Genomic DNA, 14,023 nt, shown 5'->3' with positions numbered 1-14,023 from the left:
TACGGCGTCAGCCGCAGCAACCCCCGCCGCAGCAGCCGCCCCCACCGCCACCGCCCGCCTGCGGTGCGGGGGCCGCGGCCGACGCCGAGCCCCCCACCGCGACGGTCGACAGGAGCTTCACCGTGTCGTCGTGGCCCGTGGGGCAGGTGGCGGGGGCGGAGGACTCGGCCATGGGGCGACTCAGTTCAAAGGTGTCGCCGCAGGTCCGGCAGCGGTACTCGTAGCGAGGCATGCCCACAGGTTAACGGGCATTCCCCGGCGGAGGCAGGGAGCGGTCGCGCGCCGTGGCGGCACCACGGCTCTGCTCCCGGGGCTCCTGCTCGACCATGTCGGGGTGGCGGGCCCGCCAGTACGGATTGTCGTGGGGCAGGGCCGAGCCGACCCTCCCGTACATCCCGAAGAACATCAGGACCACACCGAAGACGAAGCTGAACAGCACGTTCTGGATCCGGAAGGCCAGGAAGTTGTAGTCCGTGTCCAGGAGCCCCAGATTCAGGAATCCGCTGAGGATGAACGCGATGCCGACCACCATGTTGAGCGTGGAGGCGAAGTTGCCGCCGATCACCATGCCCACGAAGAGCAGGAGCCCGACGCAGATCGACAGGACGCTCAGTGTGCCGTTCGTGTTGAGGCCCACGACCTGGTCACCGCGGGTGTCGAAGAAGCCGATCTTGTCGATCAGGCCGAGGATGCCGAACGCGACCAGGACCAGACCCATCAGTCCGGCGCCGAAGCGGTAGACCTGGTTCAGGCGGTGGTCGACGGGGAGGTGCTTGTCGAACTGGATCCGCTGCCGTTCTTCTCCGTGCGTTGCGTGTGTGGCCATGTCGCCTCCCTCGGGGCGATAGCGGAGGCCGTGCGTCCCTTTCCCTTCAATATCTGCCCGCCGGGGCCGGGTGGGCAACACAGGGAGGCGACATCAGTGCTCAGGCCCAGCTCAGCGGTCCGCTCGGCGGGCAGGTCAGTGGACCGTGCCCCCGCGCTCGTCGCGGATCTGCGAGACGACGCCTGCCACGGCCTGCCGGACCGCTTCCGTCTCGGTCAGGAAGTGCCAGTAGTCCGGGTGGCGGCCCTCCAGGGTGCCGATCGCGCGCTCCAGCCGCCCCACGGCGTCGTCCAGGGGACGGGCGTGACGGGGATCGGGGGTGTTGCGCCCGGCCATGGCGAGCCGCTGGGCGTCCCGGATGGCGAAGCGGGTCCGTTCGATCTCTTGCCGGGGGTCCTTCTGGACGGCGTTCAGCCGGGTGAGGCGGTCGCCGGCGGCCGAGACGGCCTCGTCGGTGGTGTTCAGCAGGGCACGGGCCGTGGACAGCAGGGCGGTCGCGTCGGGCCAGCGCTGGGCCTGGCGCGCCGTCTGGGCCTCGGTGAGCTTCTGCTCGGCCTGGCGGACGTTCTCCGCGGCCTGCGCGGGGACGGGCTGCAGGTCCTGCCAGCAGGCTGCCGTGAACCGTCGCCGCAGCTCGCTGAGCACGGGTTCGACCTGTCCGGCGCGGGTGGTCAGGGCCTCGGCGCGGGTGCGCAGGGAGACCAGGCGGCGGTCGATCTCGGCGGCCCGCTCGGGAAGCCGCTCGGCCTCCGCGCGGATGGCCTCGGCCTCCCGGGCGACCCGCTCGGCCCGTTCCAGGGTCTGGGGGACGCCGTGCCGGCCGGCGCCCTGGTTGAGCTTGGTCAGCTCGGGGGCGAGGGCGGCGAGACGCGCGGCGAGGTCGTCCGCCTTCAGCCCCGATCCTCGTACGGTGTCGAGGGCGTTCGACGCGGCCAGCAACGACTGGCGGGCGCGTTCGACGGCGGGGGCCAGGCGGGCGAGCTGCGTCTCGGCCTTGCCGAGCAGGGGACCGAGGCCGTCGGCGAAGCGGTCCAGGTCCTGCTTGACCCGGCCGAGCTCGTCCTTGGCCTCGGTGAGCTGGGTGCGGGCGCGGGCGGCGGCCGAGGCCTCGAGGTCGTCGCGGTCGAGGTCGTGGGCGTCGACGGCGTCGATGTAGCGGTGGCTGGCCTCGTCGACGCGGTGACCGAGCGCCTCGAAGTCGGCGGCGGCGCGGCGGGCGGCGGGCGAGTCGTCGACGGCCGCGATCGTCTCGATGGAGATGCGCAGATCGCGCTGGGCGGTGTCGAGTTCGTAGAACGCCGCCGCGGCGGCGTCCTTCGCGGCCTGCGCCTCGGCACGCTGGTTCTCGGCCCGTCCGCCGAACCAGCGCCGGGTGCCGCCGCCGGCGAAGGCGGCGGGCAGTACGAGGGCGGCGACCAACGGCAGGCTCAGCAGGGTGAGGACGTCACGGACAGCCGCTGTGGCACGGTGGCGCACAGGCGCTCTCGACGGCGAGTCCGGCTGAGGTGGTGTCGCCGTCACATCCCTCTCCCGTGCTGTCATCCGCCCTGCCCGGTGGTGTCATTCTCCCACCGGTTGAGGACGAACACACGGGGCGGTTAGTTCGCTGTCCGTACTGTGACTTTGCCGTCGCTGGTGCGGGCGGACACGATGTGGCGGCTGGCGTCGTCGCGGGGCACGGAGACCTCGACACCGCCGTCGCCGGTCTCGGTGCTCACGCGGTAGGTGGCCCGGGGCACCGAGACGGTGACGGATCCGTCGCCGCTGCTGGAGTCCACCAGGTCGGGTACGGCGCCCAGTTCGAGGTGGGTGGAGCCGTCGGAGGTGTGGGTGCGGACCTGGCGGGAGGTGACGTCGGCGCGGATGGAACCGTCCTGGGTGCGCAGGTCCAGCGGTCCGCTGGCGGAGTCGACGCGCACCGAGCCGTCGTCGGTGGACACCTTCACGGCGCCGGTGGCGTCCTCGACGCGGACGGAGCCGTCCCCGCTGTGCACCTGTACGGCGCCGGTGACGTCCTGGACGCGCACGGAGCCGTCGCCGGTACGGATGTTCAGCGCCTCCTCGAAGCCGCTGGCGCGCACGCTGCCGTCGCCGTCCCTGACCTCGACGGCGACGCCGCGCGGCACCTCGATGCGGTGCTTGGCCGAGCAGTCGGCGACGAAGCCGGAGCACCGCATCCGCAGGACCAGCCGGTCGCCGTCCATGGCCCAGGTCACCTCGGGATCCTTGCCCATGACGACCGTCCCATCGAACCAGCGCGTGACCTGGACGCGGCCCTCGGGGGCCGCGTCCGTGGTGACGAGTTCCAGGGCGGAGTCGTCGGAGTCGACGGTGAGGGTGGAGCCCCGCAGTGGGAAGGACCGCCGCTCGGGCTCCGGGTCTTCACCGGCGGCGGCACCGCAGCCGGTGACACCCGCGACGACGACCACGACGGCGCCGGCGAGGGCGGCGGCGCGGGCGGACGCGGAAGCGGTAACGGTACGGGCCATGACGGATCTCCCCCTGAGGCGGACTGCGGAACGCCTTCCGCAGGGGCCTGGACGGCGGGGAAGGCGACCACTCGACCGTACGGACCCGGCCCTCACCTGGGGATCCGGTCCACTCCCGAATCCGGGGTGGGGTTATCCCCCCGGACCCCACCCTGCCCCGTCGGTACGGGTTTGCAGGGCACTGCCCCTGGCAATGTAGGCTGTCGACTCGTCCTGGGCGCGTAGCTCAGCGGTAGAGCGCCGCCCTTACAAGGCGGATGTCGGCGGTTCGAAACCGTCCGCGCCCACCAGTCGCAGGACACGGTGAAGGCCCAGGTCAGCGGGTAGGTACCCGGAGACCTGGGCCTTGGTCTTTCTTGGCTGTTCATGGCCGCCGCCGGGCACCTACGCCCCAGGTTGCTTCTTTCGCAGCGGACCCGGCAGGTTGTCCTGCATCCAGAGGCCTCTCGGGTGTGGTTCCGGGAGGCCTCTTCATGTGGGTGTCAGTAGTTGGCGGTGGCGAGGAGTTCGCCGTCCTTGTCGTAGACGGTCACCAGGCCGTTGTCGGACTCGTAGCAGGAGGTGAAGGCGCTCGCGATCAGGGTGCCCTCGCCGGCGTGCGGGCCGATCAGGCCGCCGGTGAAGTCGGTGAACACCTCGGCCGAGTCGAGGATGTCGTTGCGGCTGTCCGCGCCGGTCACCTTGGTGACGTGCTTGACCGCGGCCTTCTCCGTGTCCGTCCCGGACTTGGCGACGCAGGCCCGGAACCGTTCGGCCTGGGTCTGTTCCTCCTCGGCCGGTGCTTCCCGCCCGGCGTCGGGCGCCTTGTCGGCGGTGACGGCCTTGTCCTTGTTGCCGGTGTCGGTGGAGTCGCCGTCACCGCCACTCGCCGCGACGGCGATGATGACGAACAGGGCGAGGAAGCCCGCGCAGCCGATGCCGGTGATCTTCAGGAAGCCGCGCTTCTTCGGTGGCTGGGGTGCCGGAGGGCCGTAGCCGGGGTGCTGGGGCGCGTGCGGCTGTTGCGGGTACGGCCCCGGGCCTTGCGGGTGCTGTGGGTGCTGCTGGTTCACGTGTCCCCCCGAGGGATCGGTCGTGGGTTGCACGTGTAGGACTCGTGAAGAAGACGCCGCGGTTGTAGAAGGGCGGGGTGGTTCACCCGATCGGGTCGGCCTTGGGGAAGTGGATGACGGCGGGGGTGTGGGTGAGGTCAGCTCGGGGGTGGTTCCTGTGGGTGCTTCAGCTTGGCTCGGGCGTCCACGCGGTCGGGGCCCGTCACTTCCGACCAGTAGCGGTGGGTGGTGACGAAGATCGCGAGTTCGCGCTCGCGGCGGCGGAGTTTCTCGACCTCGGCCTGCTCGTCGTCCGTCCAGCCGGGGGACGCGGGGCGTTCGATCTTGCGCCAGCCGCCGGCGTCGCTGAAGCCGTCCAGGGGCTCGACCGACCAGGGAAGCCGCTTCAGCAGGGCCGACAGCTCGGCCCGGACCTGATGCAGCTCCTCCTGGCCGGCGCGGAGGTCGCTAGGGAAGTCGTAGGTCGTCGCCACGGCCGCAATGGTACGCCTGTTCGAATTCGAGTGGCGAGTGAGTGGGGGCGGTTCATGCGAACGGGTGCACCCGCGGCAGCTGCGTTGCTCTGACCTGCTGGTTTGTGGTCAAGGAGGTCACGGGTGGCTGGGTGCGGGCGGGGGCGCCGCGCTCAGGATCCTGGCCGTGAAAGCGGCCAGTTCCGCTCGCAGGTGTTCTCGGGAGAGGTTCATCCGGCCCGCCAGATGGTCGACGAGGTCCGCGCGGACCGCGGCCAGCAGGGCGTGGGCGGTGAAGTCGCTGCCTGGGATGCCGGGGAGCCGGTCCAGGGTGTCGCGGAGGGTGGCGTGCCACCAGTCGTAGCGCGGGGTGCGGTACGGGCTGTTGCCGGCGCCCGCCTCCTCCAGGGCGAGGGAGAGGTGGCGGTGGTCGAGCTTGAAGCGCAACAGGGCGTCGAGGAGGGCGGGGACGCGCTCCCGGGGCGGGGTGTCGGGGCCGAGGGGGTGGGGGCCGTCCGTGACGGCCTTCCGGATCGGTTCCAGGCGGGCCTCGTACAAGGCGCAGATCAGGCCCGTGCGGTCGCCGAAGCCGCGGAAGAGCGTGCCCTTGCCGACGCCGGCGGCGGCCGCGATCTGGGCCATCGTGACCTGCTCGGGGCTGTCGCTCTCGGCGAAGAGCCGGTCGGCCGCCGCGAGAACGGCCTCGCGGTTGCGCGCGGCGTCCGCGCGGGGCTTGCGTTCGGGCACGCCGTGTCCTCCGAGGGCTGATGGTGCCGGGTGGGGCCGGCCGGGTTGCATGAGCGGACCCGCGGTCCGTGTTCTGCTCGACACGGTAAACGGACCGACGGTCCGCATGCGCGCGCATCGTATTCGAGGGGACTCCCATGGCCACACCCGTACAACCGGCGGAGCTGTACCGACACGGCGGTCACCCGTCACCCGCTGACGTACGAGGAGATGCGCGACCGTCTGGCGGCCGCCATCCCGTACGAGTTCGCCGCCATGCTCGCCGGCGTGGACCGGGCGATCGCCGAAGGGGCGGAGGACCGCACGACCGGCACCGTCCTGCGGCTCACCGGCCGGCCACCGCGCACCTTCCGCGCCCATGTGGAGGCGGCCGGCCCTCGGTAGGCTCGGGGCCATGGTGCAGAGCAAGGCCGAAGACGTCGACACGTATCTCGCCGAGGTGCCGGAGGAGCGCCGGGAGGCGGTGAGCCGGCTGCGGGCGCTGTGCCGGGGGGAGTTGGCGGGGTTCCGTGAGGTGATGGCGTACGGGATGCCCGCCTACGAGCGGGACGGCACGGCCGAGATCGCCTTCGCCAGCCAGAAGCAGTACGTCTCCCTTTATCTGATGCGCGGCGACGTCCGCGAGGCCTTCGAGGAACGGCTGGCCGGGCACGACATGGGCAAGGGCTGCCTGCGCTTCCGCAAGCCCGAGCTGATCGACTTCGACCTGGTGCGCGACCTGCTCAAGGCGACGGCCGCCGGGCCCGGGCAGGTCTGCTGAGCGCCGCCGATCGCAGACGCGCCCGGGGAGAGCGCCCGGGGGGGGTCAGTGGCCGGCGGCTCGTAGTTCCTGCACCAGCCTTGTCGCCACGGGTACCGGTACGTCGTGTTGTTCGGCTGCGCGCAGGACTGCGGCGCCGATGGCGTCCAGTTCCAGCGGGCGGCCTGCCTCGGCGTCGCGTTGCATGGAGGACTTGGTGCCCGGGGGGAAGGTGTCGAAGCGGGCCAGTGCCTCGGCCGGGTTGGCCGGGCCGCCGCAGGCGCGGCTGACCGCGGCCGTCTCGGCGACCAGGGCGGTGAGTTCGTCGCGGTGGTGGCTGCGGATGTCGCCGAGGGGGAGGCCGTAGCGGGTGGTGAGCAGGGCGAAGGGGGCGAGGAAGGCCATCTTGGCCCAGAGGGCGGCCGCCTCGTCGTCCAGGACGCGGGTGGTGAGGTCGGCGCCGGTGAGGGCGGCGGCCAGGGTGTCGAGACGGTGCCGGGGGACGGGGTCGCCGGTGAGGTCGATCTCGGTGAAGGGGCTGGTGTGTTCTATCTCGCCCGGCGCGACACGGGTGGACTCGACGCGGATGACGGCCGGGGCGACCTGGTCGGGCCGGTAGCGGGAGCGCAGACGGGCCGGGTGTTCGACGCCGTTGAGGAACGGGACGAGCAGCGCGTCGCCGAGGGCGGAGGCGGGGACGCGGGGGAGTGCGGCGTCGAGGGCGGTCGCCTTGACGGTGATCAGGCAGGCGTCGACCGGTTCGCGCAGTTCCGTGTCGGCCGCCACGGGGGTGGTGAAGTCGCCGTGACGGGAGCTGCGGACGTGGATGCCGGTGGTGCGCAGGGTGTCGGCCGTGCTGTCGCCGGCCAGGCAGATCACGCGGTGGCCGGCGCGGGCGAGCAGGGCGGCGAGCAGTCCGCCCACGCCGCCGGGGCCGAGTACGGCGACGGTCAGCTTGTCGTGCGCCATGGAGTGCTCCTCTCGTCGGTCGGCTCCGGGAACGGTGGCCGCCTCGGAGGCGATCATGGCAGGCGGGCGGATGCGCCGGTAGCGCCGCAGCGCCGCTTGCGACGGGCTGTGGGACGCGCGGACCGCGAGACATACGGGTGTGGGCGGGGTGAGACTGGGGGCATGTGCCGCAGCATCAAAACGCTTCGTCCCCCCGTGCTGCCCGAGGAGGCGACCGAGGAGGACATTCGGGCCGCCGCGTTGCAGTACGTGCGGAAGGTGTCCGGCTTCCGGGCGCCCGCCGCCCACAACCGCGAGGCCTTCGACCGCGCCGTCGACGCGATCGCCGAGGCCACGGCCGAACTGCTGACCGACCTGGAGGTCCGAGGACAGCCGACCCGCCGGGCCGGGTAGCGCTCCGAGCCGCGGGCGTCCACCGGGCCGTGGCAGTCCGCGTTGAGGGTTCGGGCGCGGGCGTCCGTCGGGCCGGCGGCGAACGAGGGCTGTTCCCGGCTGGGCCCGGCGGTGGAAGCGGGGCTTCACGGCCGGGCCGGAGACGGGGCCCGGGCGGTGGTTCGGGGCGTCAGTAGCGCTGGGCCTTCGTGATCTCGGCCGTCAGTTGCTGCCCGGCGGGGGTGCGGCTGATGGCGAGGGGCTGCTCCCTGGCGCCCGGCGCCAGTTCCTCCGCGCCGACGTACCGGGTCTCCACGAGCTTGCCGTCGGAGTCGCGGAACTCGACCTGCACCGCGTAGGACGCGGTCTCGTCCGTGCGGTTGGCGATGTTCACGGCGACCGCGAGGAGGTCTCCCGTGTCGGCCCGCGGCTTTCCCGTCAGGGATACGTCCGCCATGGCGTTGCCCCGGCCCTCGACGTTCTTCAGCTCCCGCTGCGCGGCCGCGTTGGCGCGCGCGACCTCCGCCGACACCGACGCCTCGAACTCGGAGGCGCGCGCGGAGGCGGAGGAGGCCGCGGCCGAGGCCCGCGCCTGGGCGGAGCCCTTCAGTGAGGCCAGAGCGGACGCCGGCGTGCCGGAGAACGACGCGGTGTAGGGGCCCGTGGGGGTCGGCCGAAGAGAGGCGGTGCCGTCACTCGCGTCGCCCCCGCCGCCGCAGGAGACGAGTGCCACCGCGCCCGCGGCCCCGAGCAGCAGCCCGGTCAGCGCGGTCCGCGCCTGGGCCCGTTGCTGTGGTGTGGTCGCCATGTGGTCCCTTCCTGCGCGGCGGAGGGCGGACGTCTTGAGCGGCGGTACGCACACTTCGTACGACTTTGCCCCGGTACGTGTCCCATCGTGCACGCCCCGTAGCGGCTCGGCATCCAGAGCCCCGCAAAAGGTGCGCGTCGACCGGCGAACCGCCTACGAACTCTCAGGCCCGCCGCATCAGATAGGTGGCCGCCGCCCCCGCCCCGAACAGCGCGAGCAGGGAGACGCCCGTGGCCAGCCAGGTCGCGCCCAGCCAGTGGCCGCCCAGGTAGCCGAGGGCGACGCTGTACATGGCCCAGGACAGACCCGCCAGGGCCGACCAGGGGACGAAGTCCCGGAAGCGGCGGTGGGCGGCGCCCGCGGTGAGGGAGACCACCGAGCGGCCGGCGGGGGCGAAGCGGGCCAGGACGACCAGGGCGCCGCCGCCGCGGGCCAGTGCCGTGCCGAGACGTTCCTGCGCGGTGCTCAGGCGGGGCGAGCGGGCCAGCGCGCGGTCCAGGCGGGCGCCGCCGCTCCAGGCCAGGCGGTACGCCACCAGGTCACCCAGCACGGACGCGGTGGTGGCGCACAGGGTGAGGAGCAGGATGTCGGGGACGTCGGCCGGTACATGGCCGGTCGCCGCACCGGAGCCCGCGGCCGCGGCCGTGGCCGCCATGATGACCAGCACCCCGCTCGGCAGCACCGGAACGAACACGTCGAGCAGGACCGACGCTGCCACCATGGCGTAGATCCATGGACTGCCCGTCAGTGACCCCACACTCTCCAGCACCGCGACTCCCCGTCATCCCCCGTGAGCATCACAGAGTACGCCGGGGGTGTGACAAGGGGTTCACGGGGGGCTCGTCTGTTCGGTACGGAATGTTCACGTACAAACCGAAGAACGACGTCCGCCTAGGTCGGCCGCCGTCAGGCCTCCGCCGCGTTCCGCCCCCGGCTCCGCCCCCTGTTCCGCGCCCGGTTCCGGGACCGGCTCGGCTCCCGCCTCCGCCGCCACCCGCAGCACCGCCCGAGCCACCGCGTCCGTGTCCGACAGCGTCACCGAGTCCACCCCGGGCCGTGCTCCGGCCGCCGTCACCCAGTGCACGCCCTCCGTGGGCACGCCGATCGCGAACCGCCTTTCGTGCGGGGCGCCTTGACGGTCCATCAGGCGATACGGCCGCTGGGTCACGTCCAGCCCGCCCGTCTCGTACCCGTCGACCGTGTGCGGCCGGCACTGACCGCTCGTCAGAAGCCGGGTGAGCAACTCGTCGGCGGTGCGGCGCACGTCGGGTTCCGGGAGCCGCGCCTCGACGAGGGTCGTCGCACGCACCGCCGACCCCGGCACCTCGGGCGAGTGCGCCACCCACGCCCCGTCGGCGCACCGCACCTCCAGCCGCGGCCCGAGCACCTCCACCACCCCGGCCGCCATCAGCGCGACCAGTTCCTCGATGCGGCGCCGGGGCGGGCCGATGGAGAGGAACGCGTTGAGCGGGGTGTACCAGCGGTCCAGGTGGTCCCGGCGGGACACGCCGGTCAGTCCGGCGTGGTCGACGATCAGCCGGATCTCGTTGCGCAGGTCGCGCAGCACGTCGAGGGCGGCCTTGAGCGGGCCGCGCACATTGCCCAGGGCGGCCTGCGCGGCGTCCTCGCGCAGATACGGCAGGAGCCAGTCCCGCCAGGAGCCGGGCCCGTCGAACGTCCGGCCCGCATACGGCCGGGAGATCCGCTCCCACGACCAGCGTTCGGCGGCCGGGACCCCGAACTCGTCCAGCAGCCGCGCCTTCTGGGGGTCGCCATGAGGGACGGCGAGGTAGCGCTCGGTGAAGGCGCGTGAGCCGTCCAGCAGCGTGGCGTAGTGGACCGTCTCCACCTCCTTCGCCACCAGCGGCCATATCTCCGTCAGGAAGTCCGGCGCGTCCCCCGAGTCAGCGCGTTTGCGGAAGCCCGCGATCACCTCGGGCGTGAGCACCAGGGGATCGTGACGGCCGTACGGGCCCTTGGCGTTGTCGCCGCGCGCCTGGTACGGCACGCCGCGCCGGGAGCCGGCGTACAGGCGGGGCTCGTGGCCGGAGGGGACGTACCGCAGTCCCTGCCCGGTGCGGACGAAGCGGCCGCCACGACCGGTGGTCAGCAGGGCCATGTGGTCGAAGAAGTTCAGGCCCAGGCCGCGCAGCAGCACCGGTTCGCCGGGAGAGAGGGAGGTCAGGTCGACGTCCGCGGGATTGGCGGGCGGGATGTACCGCAGGCCGTTGCGGGCGGCGTACGACGTCTGCTGTCGCTGTTCCGCGTCCGGTGCCGTCGGCAGGTGGCCCTGTGCGAGGACGACGGCCGCGAGCCCGGTGAGCAGCCTGCCGTCGTCCAGGGCGAGGACCTGACGGCCGTCGGAGCCGTCGTCGAGCCGGACGGCGCGGGCGGCGTGGGTCTCGACGCGCACCCCCGACGGAGCCTGACGAACCGTCCGCGCGAACACCCACTCCAGATACCGGCCGTACTGCGCCCGGGTGGGGTAGTCGTCGGGACCGAGGTCGTCGTTCGCCCACTCGTGCAGGCTGGGGCCCGGCCGGATCGGCCCCGAGCAGTCCACGCTCTCGTCCGTGAACAACGTCACCTGCGAGGCGACCGTGTTCATCAGCAGCTCGGTGGACTGGGCGGTGCGCCAGACGCGTCCGGGGCCGGGCGGCGCCGGGTCGATCACGTGCACCGTCAGCGGCGTCCCGGGCGCCAGGATTTCGGTGGCCGAGGCGCACAGACGCTCCAGCACGCTGGTGCCGCGCGGGCCGGCGCCGACGAGGGCGACGGAGACCGGGGCGGGGGCTGACCCGGTCGCGGACGGCGGCGACCCTTCGAGGGAGGTCCCGGGTGACGCTCCCGGAGGGGCCGTCCCGCGTGAAGCCTCCGGAGAAGTCCCGCGTGCGGCCCCCGATATGGAGGACTCCGACATGGATTCCGCGGTCGGTGCAGACAAAGCGGTGACTCCCGGGCATGTGGGGCGCAGTGCGGCGGATCGTCCAAGGGAAGCGGACGGTCCGCCTCATCATGCCGTCGGGAACACCAGAAGCCAACGCGGGTCCCACAGGTCCCGGATGTACCTCATGAGGTGGTCAGAACCGACTCCTCCACGGTCGTGAGCCGCGCTCCGCCCTGTCCGTCCTGCTCGGTGTGCTCCAGCAGCAGCCGCGCCGAACGCCCGTTCATCGTCAGCGTCATGAGCTGGTTGCCGAACCACGGCCCACTCGTGCAGCGCCAGTCGATCGGCGGCTGCGGCACCTTGCCGTGGCCCGCGATCCGGCGGCCCAGGAACCGCGCGACGCCGCTCCAGCCGAAGCGGAAGCCCATCTTTATCGGCAGCGGGATGGAGTTGTGCACGGGCGAGCAGGTGAGCTGGAGCACGCGCGCGTCCGGCCCGCCGGAGGGCCAGGTCGGCTCGGCCACGTACGCGTGATGCACGTCCCCCGACAGCACGCACACCGTCGCCGGGGCCGCCTCCCCCGAGCCCGCCTCGGCGATCAGTGCCGCCAGCGCGTCGAAGGACTCCGGGAAGGCCGACCAGTGCTCCAGGTCGGCCGCCCGCCGCATCTTCTCGCCCCAGCGCGCCCAGCGCTCGCCCTTCTCGCCCCGGCACAGCGCCGCGTTCCAGCCCTCGGCGTCGTGCACCAGGTGCGGCAGCAGCCAGGGCAGGGAGGTGCCGATCAGCAGGTGGTCGTACGATCCCGGCTGGGCCAGGGCCTCGGTGCGCAGCCACTCCTGCTCACCGGCGTCGAGCATCGAGCGGCTGCCCTCGGCCAGGACGCGCGCGGCGCGGCTGTCCACCATCAGCAGCCGGACGCGCCCGAAGTCCCGCCGGTAGCTCCACCGCACGGTCGTCGGGTCGGCGTCGGCCTCGGCGGCGAAGGTGCGCAGCAGGTCGGTGGCGTCCGGGGTGTCCCGTACGGCGGCGTAGAGGGGGTCGGTGGCCAGTTCGGCCGGTGGGAGGTTGCCGAGGTGCTGGTGGACCCAGTACGACATCAGGCCGCTCAGCACCCGCTCCTGCCACCAGTCGGTGGCGCGCATGTCGGCGAGCCAGGCGGCGGAGGTGTTCCAGTCGTCGATGACGTCGTGGTCGTCGAAGATCATGCAGCTGGGCACGGTGGACAGCAGCCAGCGCACGTTGGCGTCGAGCCAGGACTCGTAGTACAGCTCGGTGTACTCCTCGTAGTCCGCCACTCCGCTGCCCGGCGGCTCCTTCAGGTCGCGGCGGGTGGCCAGCCGGCGCTGGGTGGCCCCGGAGGTCTCGTCGGCGTAGACCTGGTCGCCCAGGAGCAGCAGGACGTCCGGGCGTACGGCCTCAGGGTCGGCCGCGATGCGGGCGGCGAGGGTGTCCAGGGCGTCGGGGCCGACCGGGTCCTTCCCGTCGGCCGGGGGCGCGGCCCAGCGGCAGGAGCCGAAGGCGACCCGGACGGTGTCCGCCACGAACCCGGCGCGGATCACCGAGGGCGGGAACGGCGAGTCGGGCAGCGGCCACACGCGCGTGCCGTCGAGCAGCACCTCGTACGCCGTCGTCGTCCCGGCCGTCAGGCCGGTCACCGGCACGAGGGCGTAGTGGTGGCCCGCGACCTGGAAGGTGCGGGCCGTGCCGTGGGCGCCGTCGGCGCAGCGCACCTCGGCGGTGCAGGGGCGGCTCGCCTCGACCCAGACGGTCGCCGTCGAGCCGTCGACGTATCTCAGCAGTGGTCCCAGGCGCAGTGCCGCCACGTGATGGTCCGCCTTCTCTCTGGTCGGCCCGCCTCCGGGGCGCTCGGTGCGCTCGCGGCCGGCCTCCTCCGTCGCCCCGTACGGTACGGAACGACGGAGGCCGGCGGGGAGGTTCCGCGCGGGAAATGTCGCGCGTTCCTTCAGCCGGAGGCCGGGTGGGTCAGCAGGAGGCCAGGTAGCTGGTGAGCGCGCTCTTCTCGGCGGAGTCGACCGAGAGTCCGTAGTAGTACTTCACCTGGACCCAGGCGCGCACGTAGGTGCAGCGGTAGGCGGTGCGGGACGGCATCCAGGTGGCCGGGTCCTGGTCGCCCTTGGCCTGGTTGACGTTGTCGGTGACCGCGATGAGCTGCGGGCGGGTCAGGTCGTTGGCGAAGGACTGGCGCCGGGACGTGGTCCAGCTGCCGGCGCCGGAGTCCCAGGCCTCGGCGAGTGGGACGAGGTGGTCGATGTCGACGTCGGCGGCGGCGGACCAGGTGGCGCCGTCGTACGGGGAGTACCAGCTGCCGCTGGTGGCGGCGCAGGAGGAGTCGGTGACGACCCCCGAGCCGTCGCGCTTGAGGACGGTCTCCCGGGTGTTGCAGGCGCCGGACTGGGTGATCCAGTGCGGGAAGAGGTCGCGGTTGTATCCGGTGCGGTTCTCGGAGGTCACGGTCAGCTGGGCGAGGTAGGAGCGGGCGGTGGCGCCACTGACCGGGGTGGGCAGCGCGGCGGAGGCGGTGGGGGCACTGAACAGGGCGACGGAGGCGGCGAAGGCACTGACCGCCGCGACTGTGCTGAGCCGTCGACGCGCGTAGAACCTGGGCATACGTACTCCCTTGGAGTGTGGGGGTGTTGGCGAGCGGGCGAGGGAATGCTGTCG

General features: G+C 72.8%; 14 protein-coding genes, 1 tRNA gene and 2 pseudogenes. 4 read left to right on the top strand and 13 right to left on the bottom strand.

What is annotated here, in order from left to right:
- Positions 1-7: 7 nt before the first annotated feature.
- From AB0O67_RS03845 to AB0O67_RS03830, 4 genes are all read right to left on the bottom strand, one after another.
- Positions 8-232 (bottom strand): zinc ribbon domain-containing protein, encoded by a 225-nt coding sequence (locus AB0O67_RS03845; RefSeq protein WP_365445584.1) that lies wholly within the window; start codon positions 230-232, stop codon positions 8-10.
- A 9-nt stretch (positions 233-241) separates the two neighbouring features.
- Entirely contained in the window at positions 242-826 is a 585-nt protein-coding gene (locus AB0O67_RS03840) for a DUF4383 domain-containing protein (protein ID WP_365445581.1), read from the bottom strand.
- Positions 827-961: 135 nt separating this feature from the next.
- Positions 962-2,347 carry a hypothetical protein gene (locus AB0O67_RS03835; RefSeq protein WP_365445578.1) on the bottom strand — a complete coding sequence of 462 codons (1,386 nt, stop codon included), beginning with the start codon at positions 2,345-2,347 and terminating at the stop codon, positions 962-964.
- Between the two features lie 77 nt (positions 2,348-2,424).
- Entirely contained in the window at positions 2,425-3,315 is an 891-nt protein-coding gene (locus AB0O67_RS03830; protein WP_365445575.1) for a DUF4097 family beta strand repeat-containing protein, read from the bottom strand.
- A 215-nt stretch (positions 3,316-3,530) separates the two neighbouring features.
- On the opposite strand from AB0O67_RS03830, the gene AB0O67_RS03825 reads away from it, so the two are divergent.
- Positions 3,531-3,605, top strand: a tRNA-Val gene (locus AB0O67_RS03825).
- 192 nt (positions 3,606-3,797) lie between these two features.
- Here AB0O67_RS03825 and AB0O67_RS03820 read toward each other — a convergent pair.
- From AB0O67_RS03820 to AB0O67_RS03810, 3 genes are all read right to left on the bottom strand, one after another.
- Positions 3,798-4,367 carry a hypothetical protein gene (locus AB0O67_RS03820; protein WP_365445572.1) on the bottom strand — a complete coding sequence of 190 codons (570 nt, stop codon included), beginning with the start codon at positions 4,365-4,367 and terminating at the stop codon, positions 3,798-3,800.
- A 137-nt stretch (positions 4,368-4,504) separates the two neighbouring features.
- Positions 4,505-4,840, bottom strand: a complete 336-nt coding sequence (locus AB0O67_RS03815) for a hypothetical protein (RefSeq protein WP_365445569.1) — start codon at positions 4,838-4,840, stop codon at positions 4,505-4,507.
- Between the two features lie 117 nt (positions 4,841-4,957).
- On the bottom strand, positions 4,958-5,566 hold the full coding sequence (locus tag AB0O67_RS03810) for a TetR/AcrR family transcriptional regulator (RefSeq protein WP_365445566.1): 609 nt from the start codon (positions 5,564-5,566) through the stop codon (positions 4,958-4,960).
- 195 nt (positions 5,567-5,761) lie between these two features.
- Here AB0O67_RS03810 and AB0O67_RS03805 point away from each other — a divergent pair.
- Positions 5,762-5,950: pseudogene (locus AB0O67_RS03805) on the top strand (ergot alkaloid biosynthesis protein); the annotation flags it as partial.
- A 10-nt stretch (positions 5,951-5,960) separates the two neighbouring features.
- Positions 5,961-6,326 carry a DUF1801 domain-containing protein gene (locus tag AB0O67_RS03800; RefSeq protein WP_365445563.1) on the top strand — a complete coding sequence of 122 codons (366 nt, stop codon included), beginning with the start codon at positions 5,961-5,963 and terminating at the stop codon, positions 6,324-6,326.
- A gap of 45 nt (positions 6,327-6,371) precedes the next feature.
- Here AB0O67_RS03800 and AB0O67_RS03795 read toward each other — a convergent pair whose 3' ends face one another.
- Positions 6,372-7,274, bottom strand: coding sequence for a 2-dehydropantoate 2-reductase (locus AB0O67_RS03795; RefSeq protein WP_365445560.1), 903 nt, complete (start codon positions 7,272-7,274; stop codon positions 6,372-6,374).
- 162 nt (positions 7,275-7,436) lie between these two features.
- On the opposite strand from AB0O67_RS03795, the gene AB0O67_RS03790 reads away from it, so the two are divergent.
- Positions 7,437-7,667 carry a DUF2277 domain-containing protein gene (locus tag AB0O67_RS03790; protein WP_365445557.1) on the top strand — a complete coding sequence of 77 codons (231 nt, stop codon included), beginning with the start codon at positions 7,437-7,439 and terminating at the stop codon, positions 7,665-7,667.
- 169 nt (positions 7,668-7,836) lie between these two features.
- Here the strand turns inward: AB0O67_RS03790 and AB0O67_RS03785 are convergent, their stop codons facing one another.
- The 5 genes and pseudogenes from AB0O67_RS03785 to AB0O67_RS03765 form a co-directional block, all read right to left on the bottom strand.
- A complete protein-coding gene (locus AB0O67_RS03785; RefSeq protein WP_365445554.1) occupies positions 7,837-8,454 on the bottom strand; it encodes a hypothetical protein in 618 nt (205 codons plus the stop codon).
- 163 nt (positions 8,455-8,617) lie between these two features.
- Positions 8,618-9,223 (bottom strand): VTT domain-containing protein, encoded by a 606-nt coding sequence (locus AB0O67_RS03780; protein WP_365445551.1) that lies wholly within the window; start codon positions 9,221-9,223, stop codon positions 8,618-8,620.
- Between the two features lie 93 nt (positions 9,224-9,316).
- Positions 9,317-11,236, bottom strand: a pseudogene (locus AB0O67_RS03775) (FAD/NAD(P)-binding protein); the annotation flags it as partial.
- Between the two features lie 287 nt (positions 11,237-11,523).
- Positions 11,524-13,164 carry an alkaline phosphatase D family protein gene (locus AB0O67_RS03770; RefSeq protein WP_365445548.1) on the bottom strand — a complete coding sequence of 547 codons (1,641 nt, stop codon included), beginning with the start codon at positions 13,162-13,164 and terminating at the stop codon, positions 11,524-11,526.
- Between the two features lie 160 nt (positions 13,165-13,324).
- Complete coding sequence (locus AB0O67_RS03765; RefSeq protein ID WP_365445545.1) at positions 13,325-13,969, bottom strand: HNH endonuclease family protein; 645 nt, start codon at positions 13,967-13,969, stop codon at positions 13,325-13,327.
- Between the last annotated feature and the right edge of the window lie 54 nt (positions 13,970-14,023).

The organism is Streptomyces sp. NPDC086077 (assembly GCF_040686175.1).
GTDB lineage: Bacteria > Actinomycetota > Actinomycetes > Streptomycetales > Streptomycetaceae > Streptomyces.
Note: the sequence above shows the minus strand (reverse complement) of the source record. Positions and strands in the feature narration are given on the sequence as shown.

Bases quoted from the DNA above. Each gene is read 5' to 3' on its own strand.
- AB0O67_RS03845 (WP_365445584.1), bottom strand. From the start codon at position 232: ATGCCTCGCTACGAGTACCGCTGCCGGACCTGCGGCGACACCTTTGAA.
- AB0O67_RS03840 (WP_365445581.1), bottom strand. From the start codon at position 826: ATGGCCACACACGCAACGCACGGAGAAGAACGGCAGCGGATCCAGTTC.
- AB0O67_RS03830 (WP_365445575.1), bottom strand. From the start codon at position 3,315: ATGGCCCGTACCGTTACCGCTTCCGCGTCCGCCCGCGCCGCCGCCCTC.
- AB0O67_RS03800 (WP_365445563.1), top strand. From the start codon at position 5,961: ATGGTGCAGAGCAAGGCCGAAGACGTCGACACGTATCTCGCCGAGGTG.
- AB0O67_RS03795 (WP_365445560.1), bottom strand. From the start codon at position 7,274: ATGGCGCACGACAAGCTGACCGTCGCCGTACTCGGCCCCGGCGGCGTG.
- AB0O67_RS03790 (WP_365445557.1), top strand. From the start codon at position 7,437: ATGTGCCGCAGCATCAAAACGCTTCGTCCCCCCGTGCTGCCCGAGGAG.
- AB0O67_RS03785 (WP_365445554.1), bottom strand. From the start codon at position 8,454: ATGGCGACCACACCACAGCAACGGGCCCAGGCGCGGACCGCGCTGACC.
- AB0O67_RS03765 (WP_365445545.1), bottom strand. From the start codon at position 13,969: ATGCCCAGGTTCTACGCGCGTCGACGGCTCAGCACAGTCGCGGCGGTC.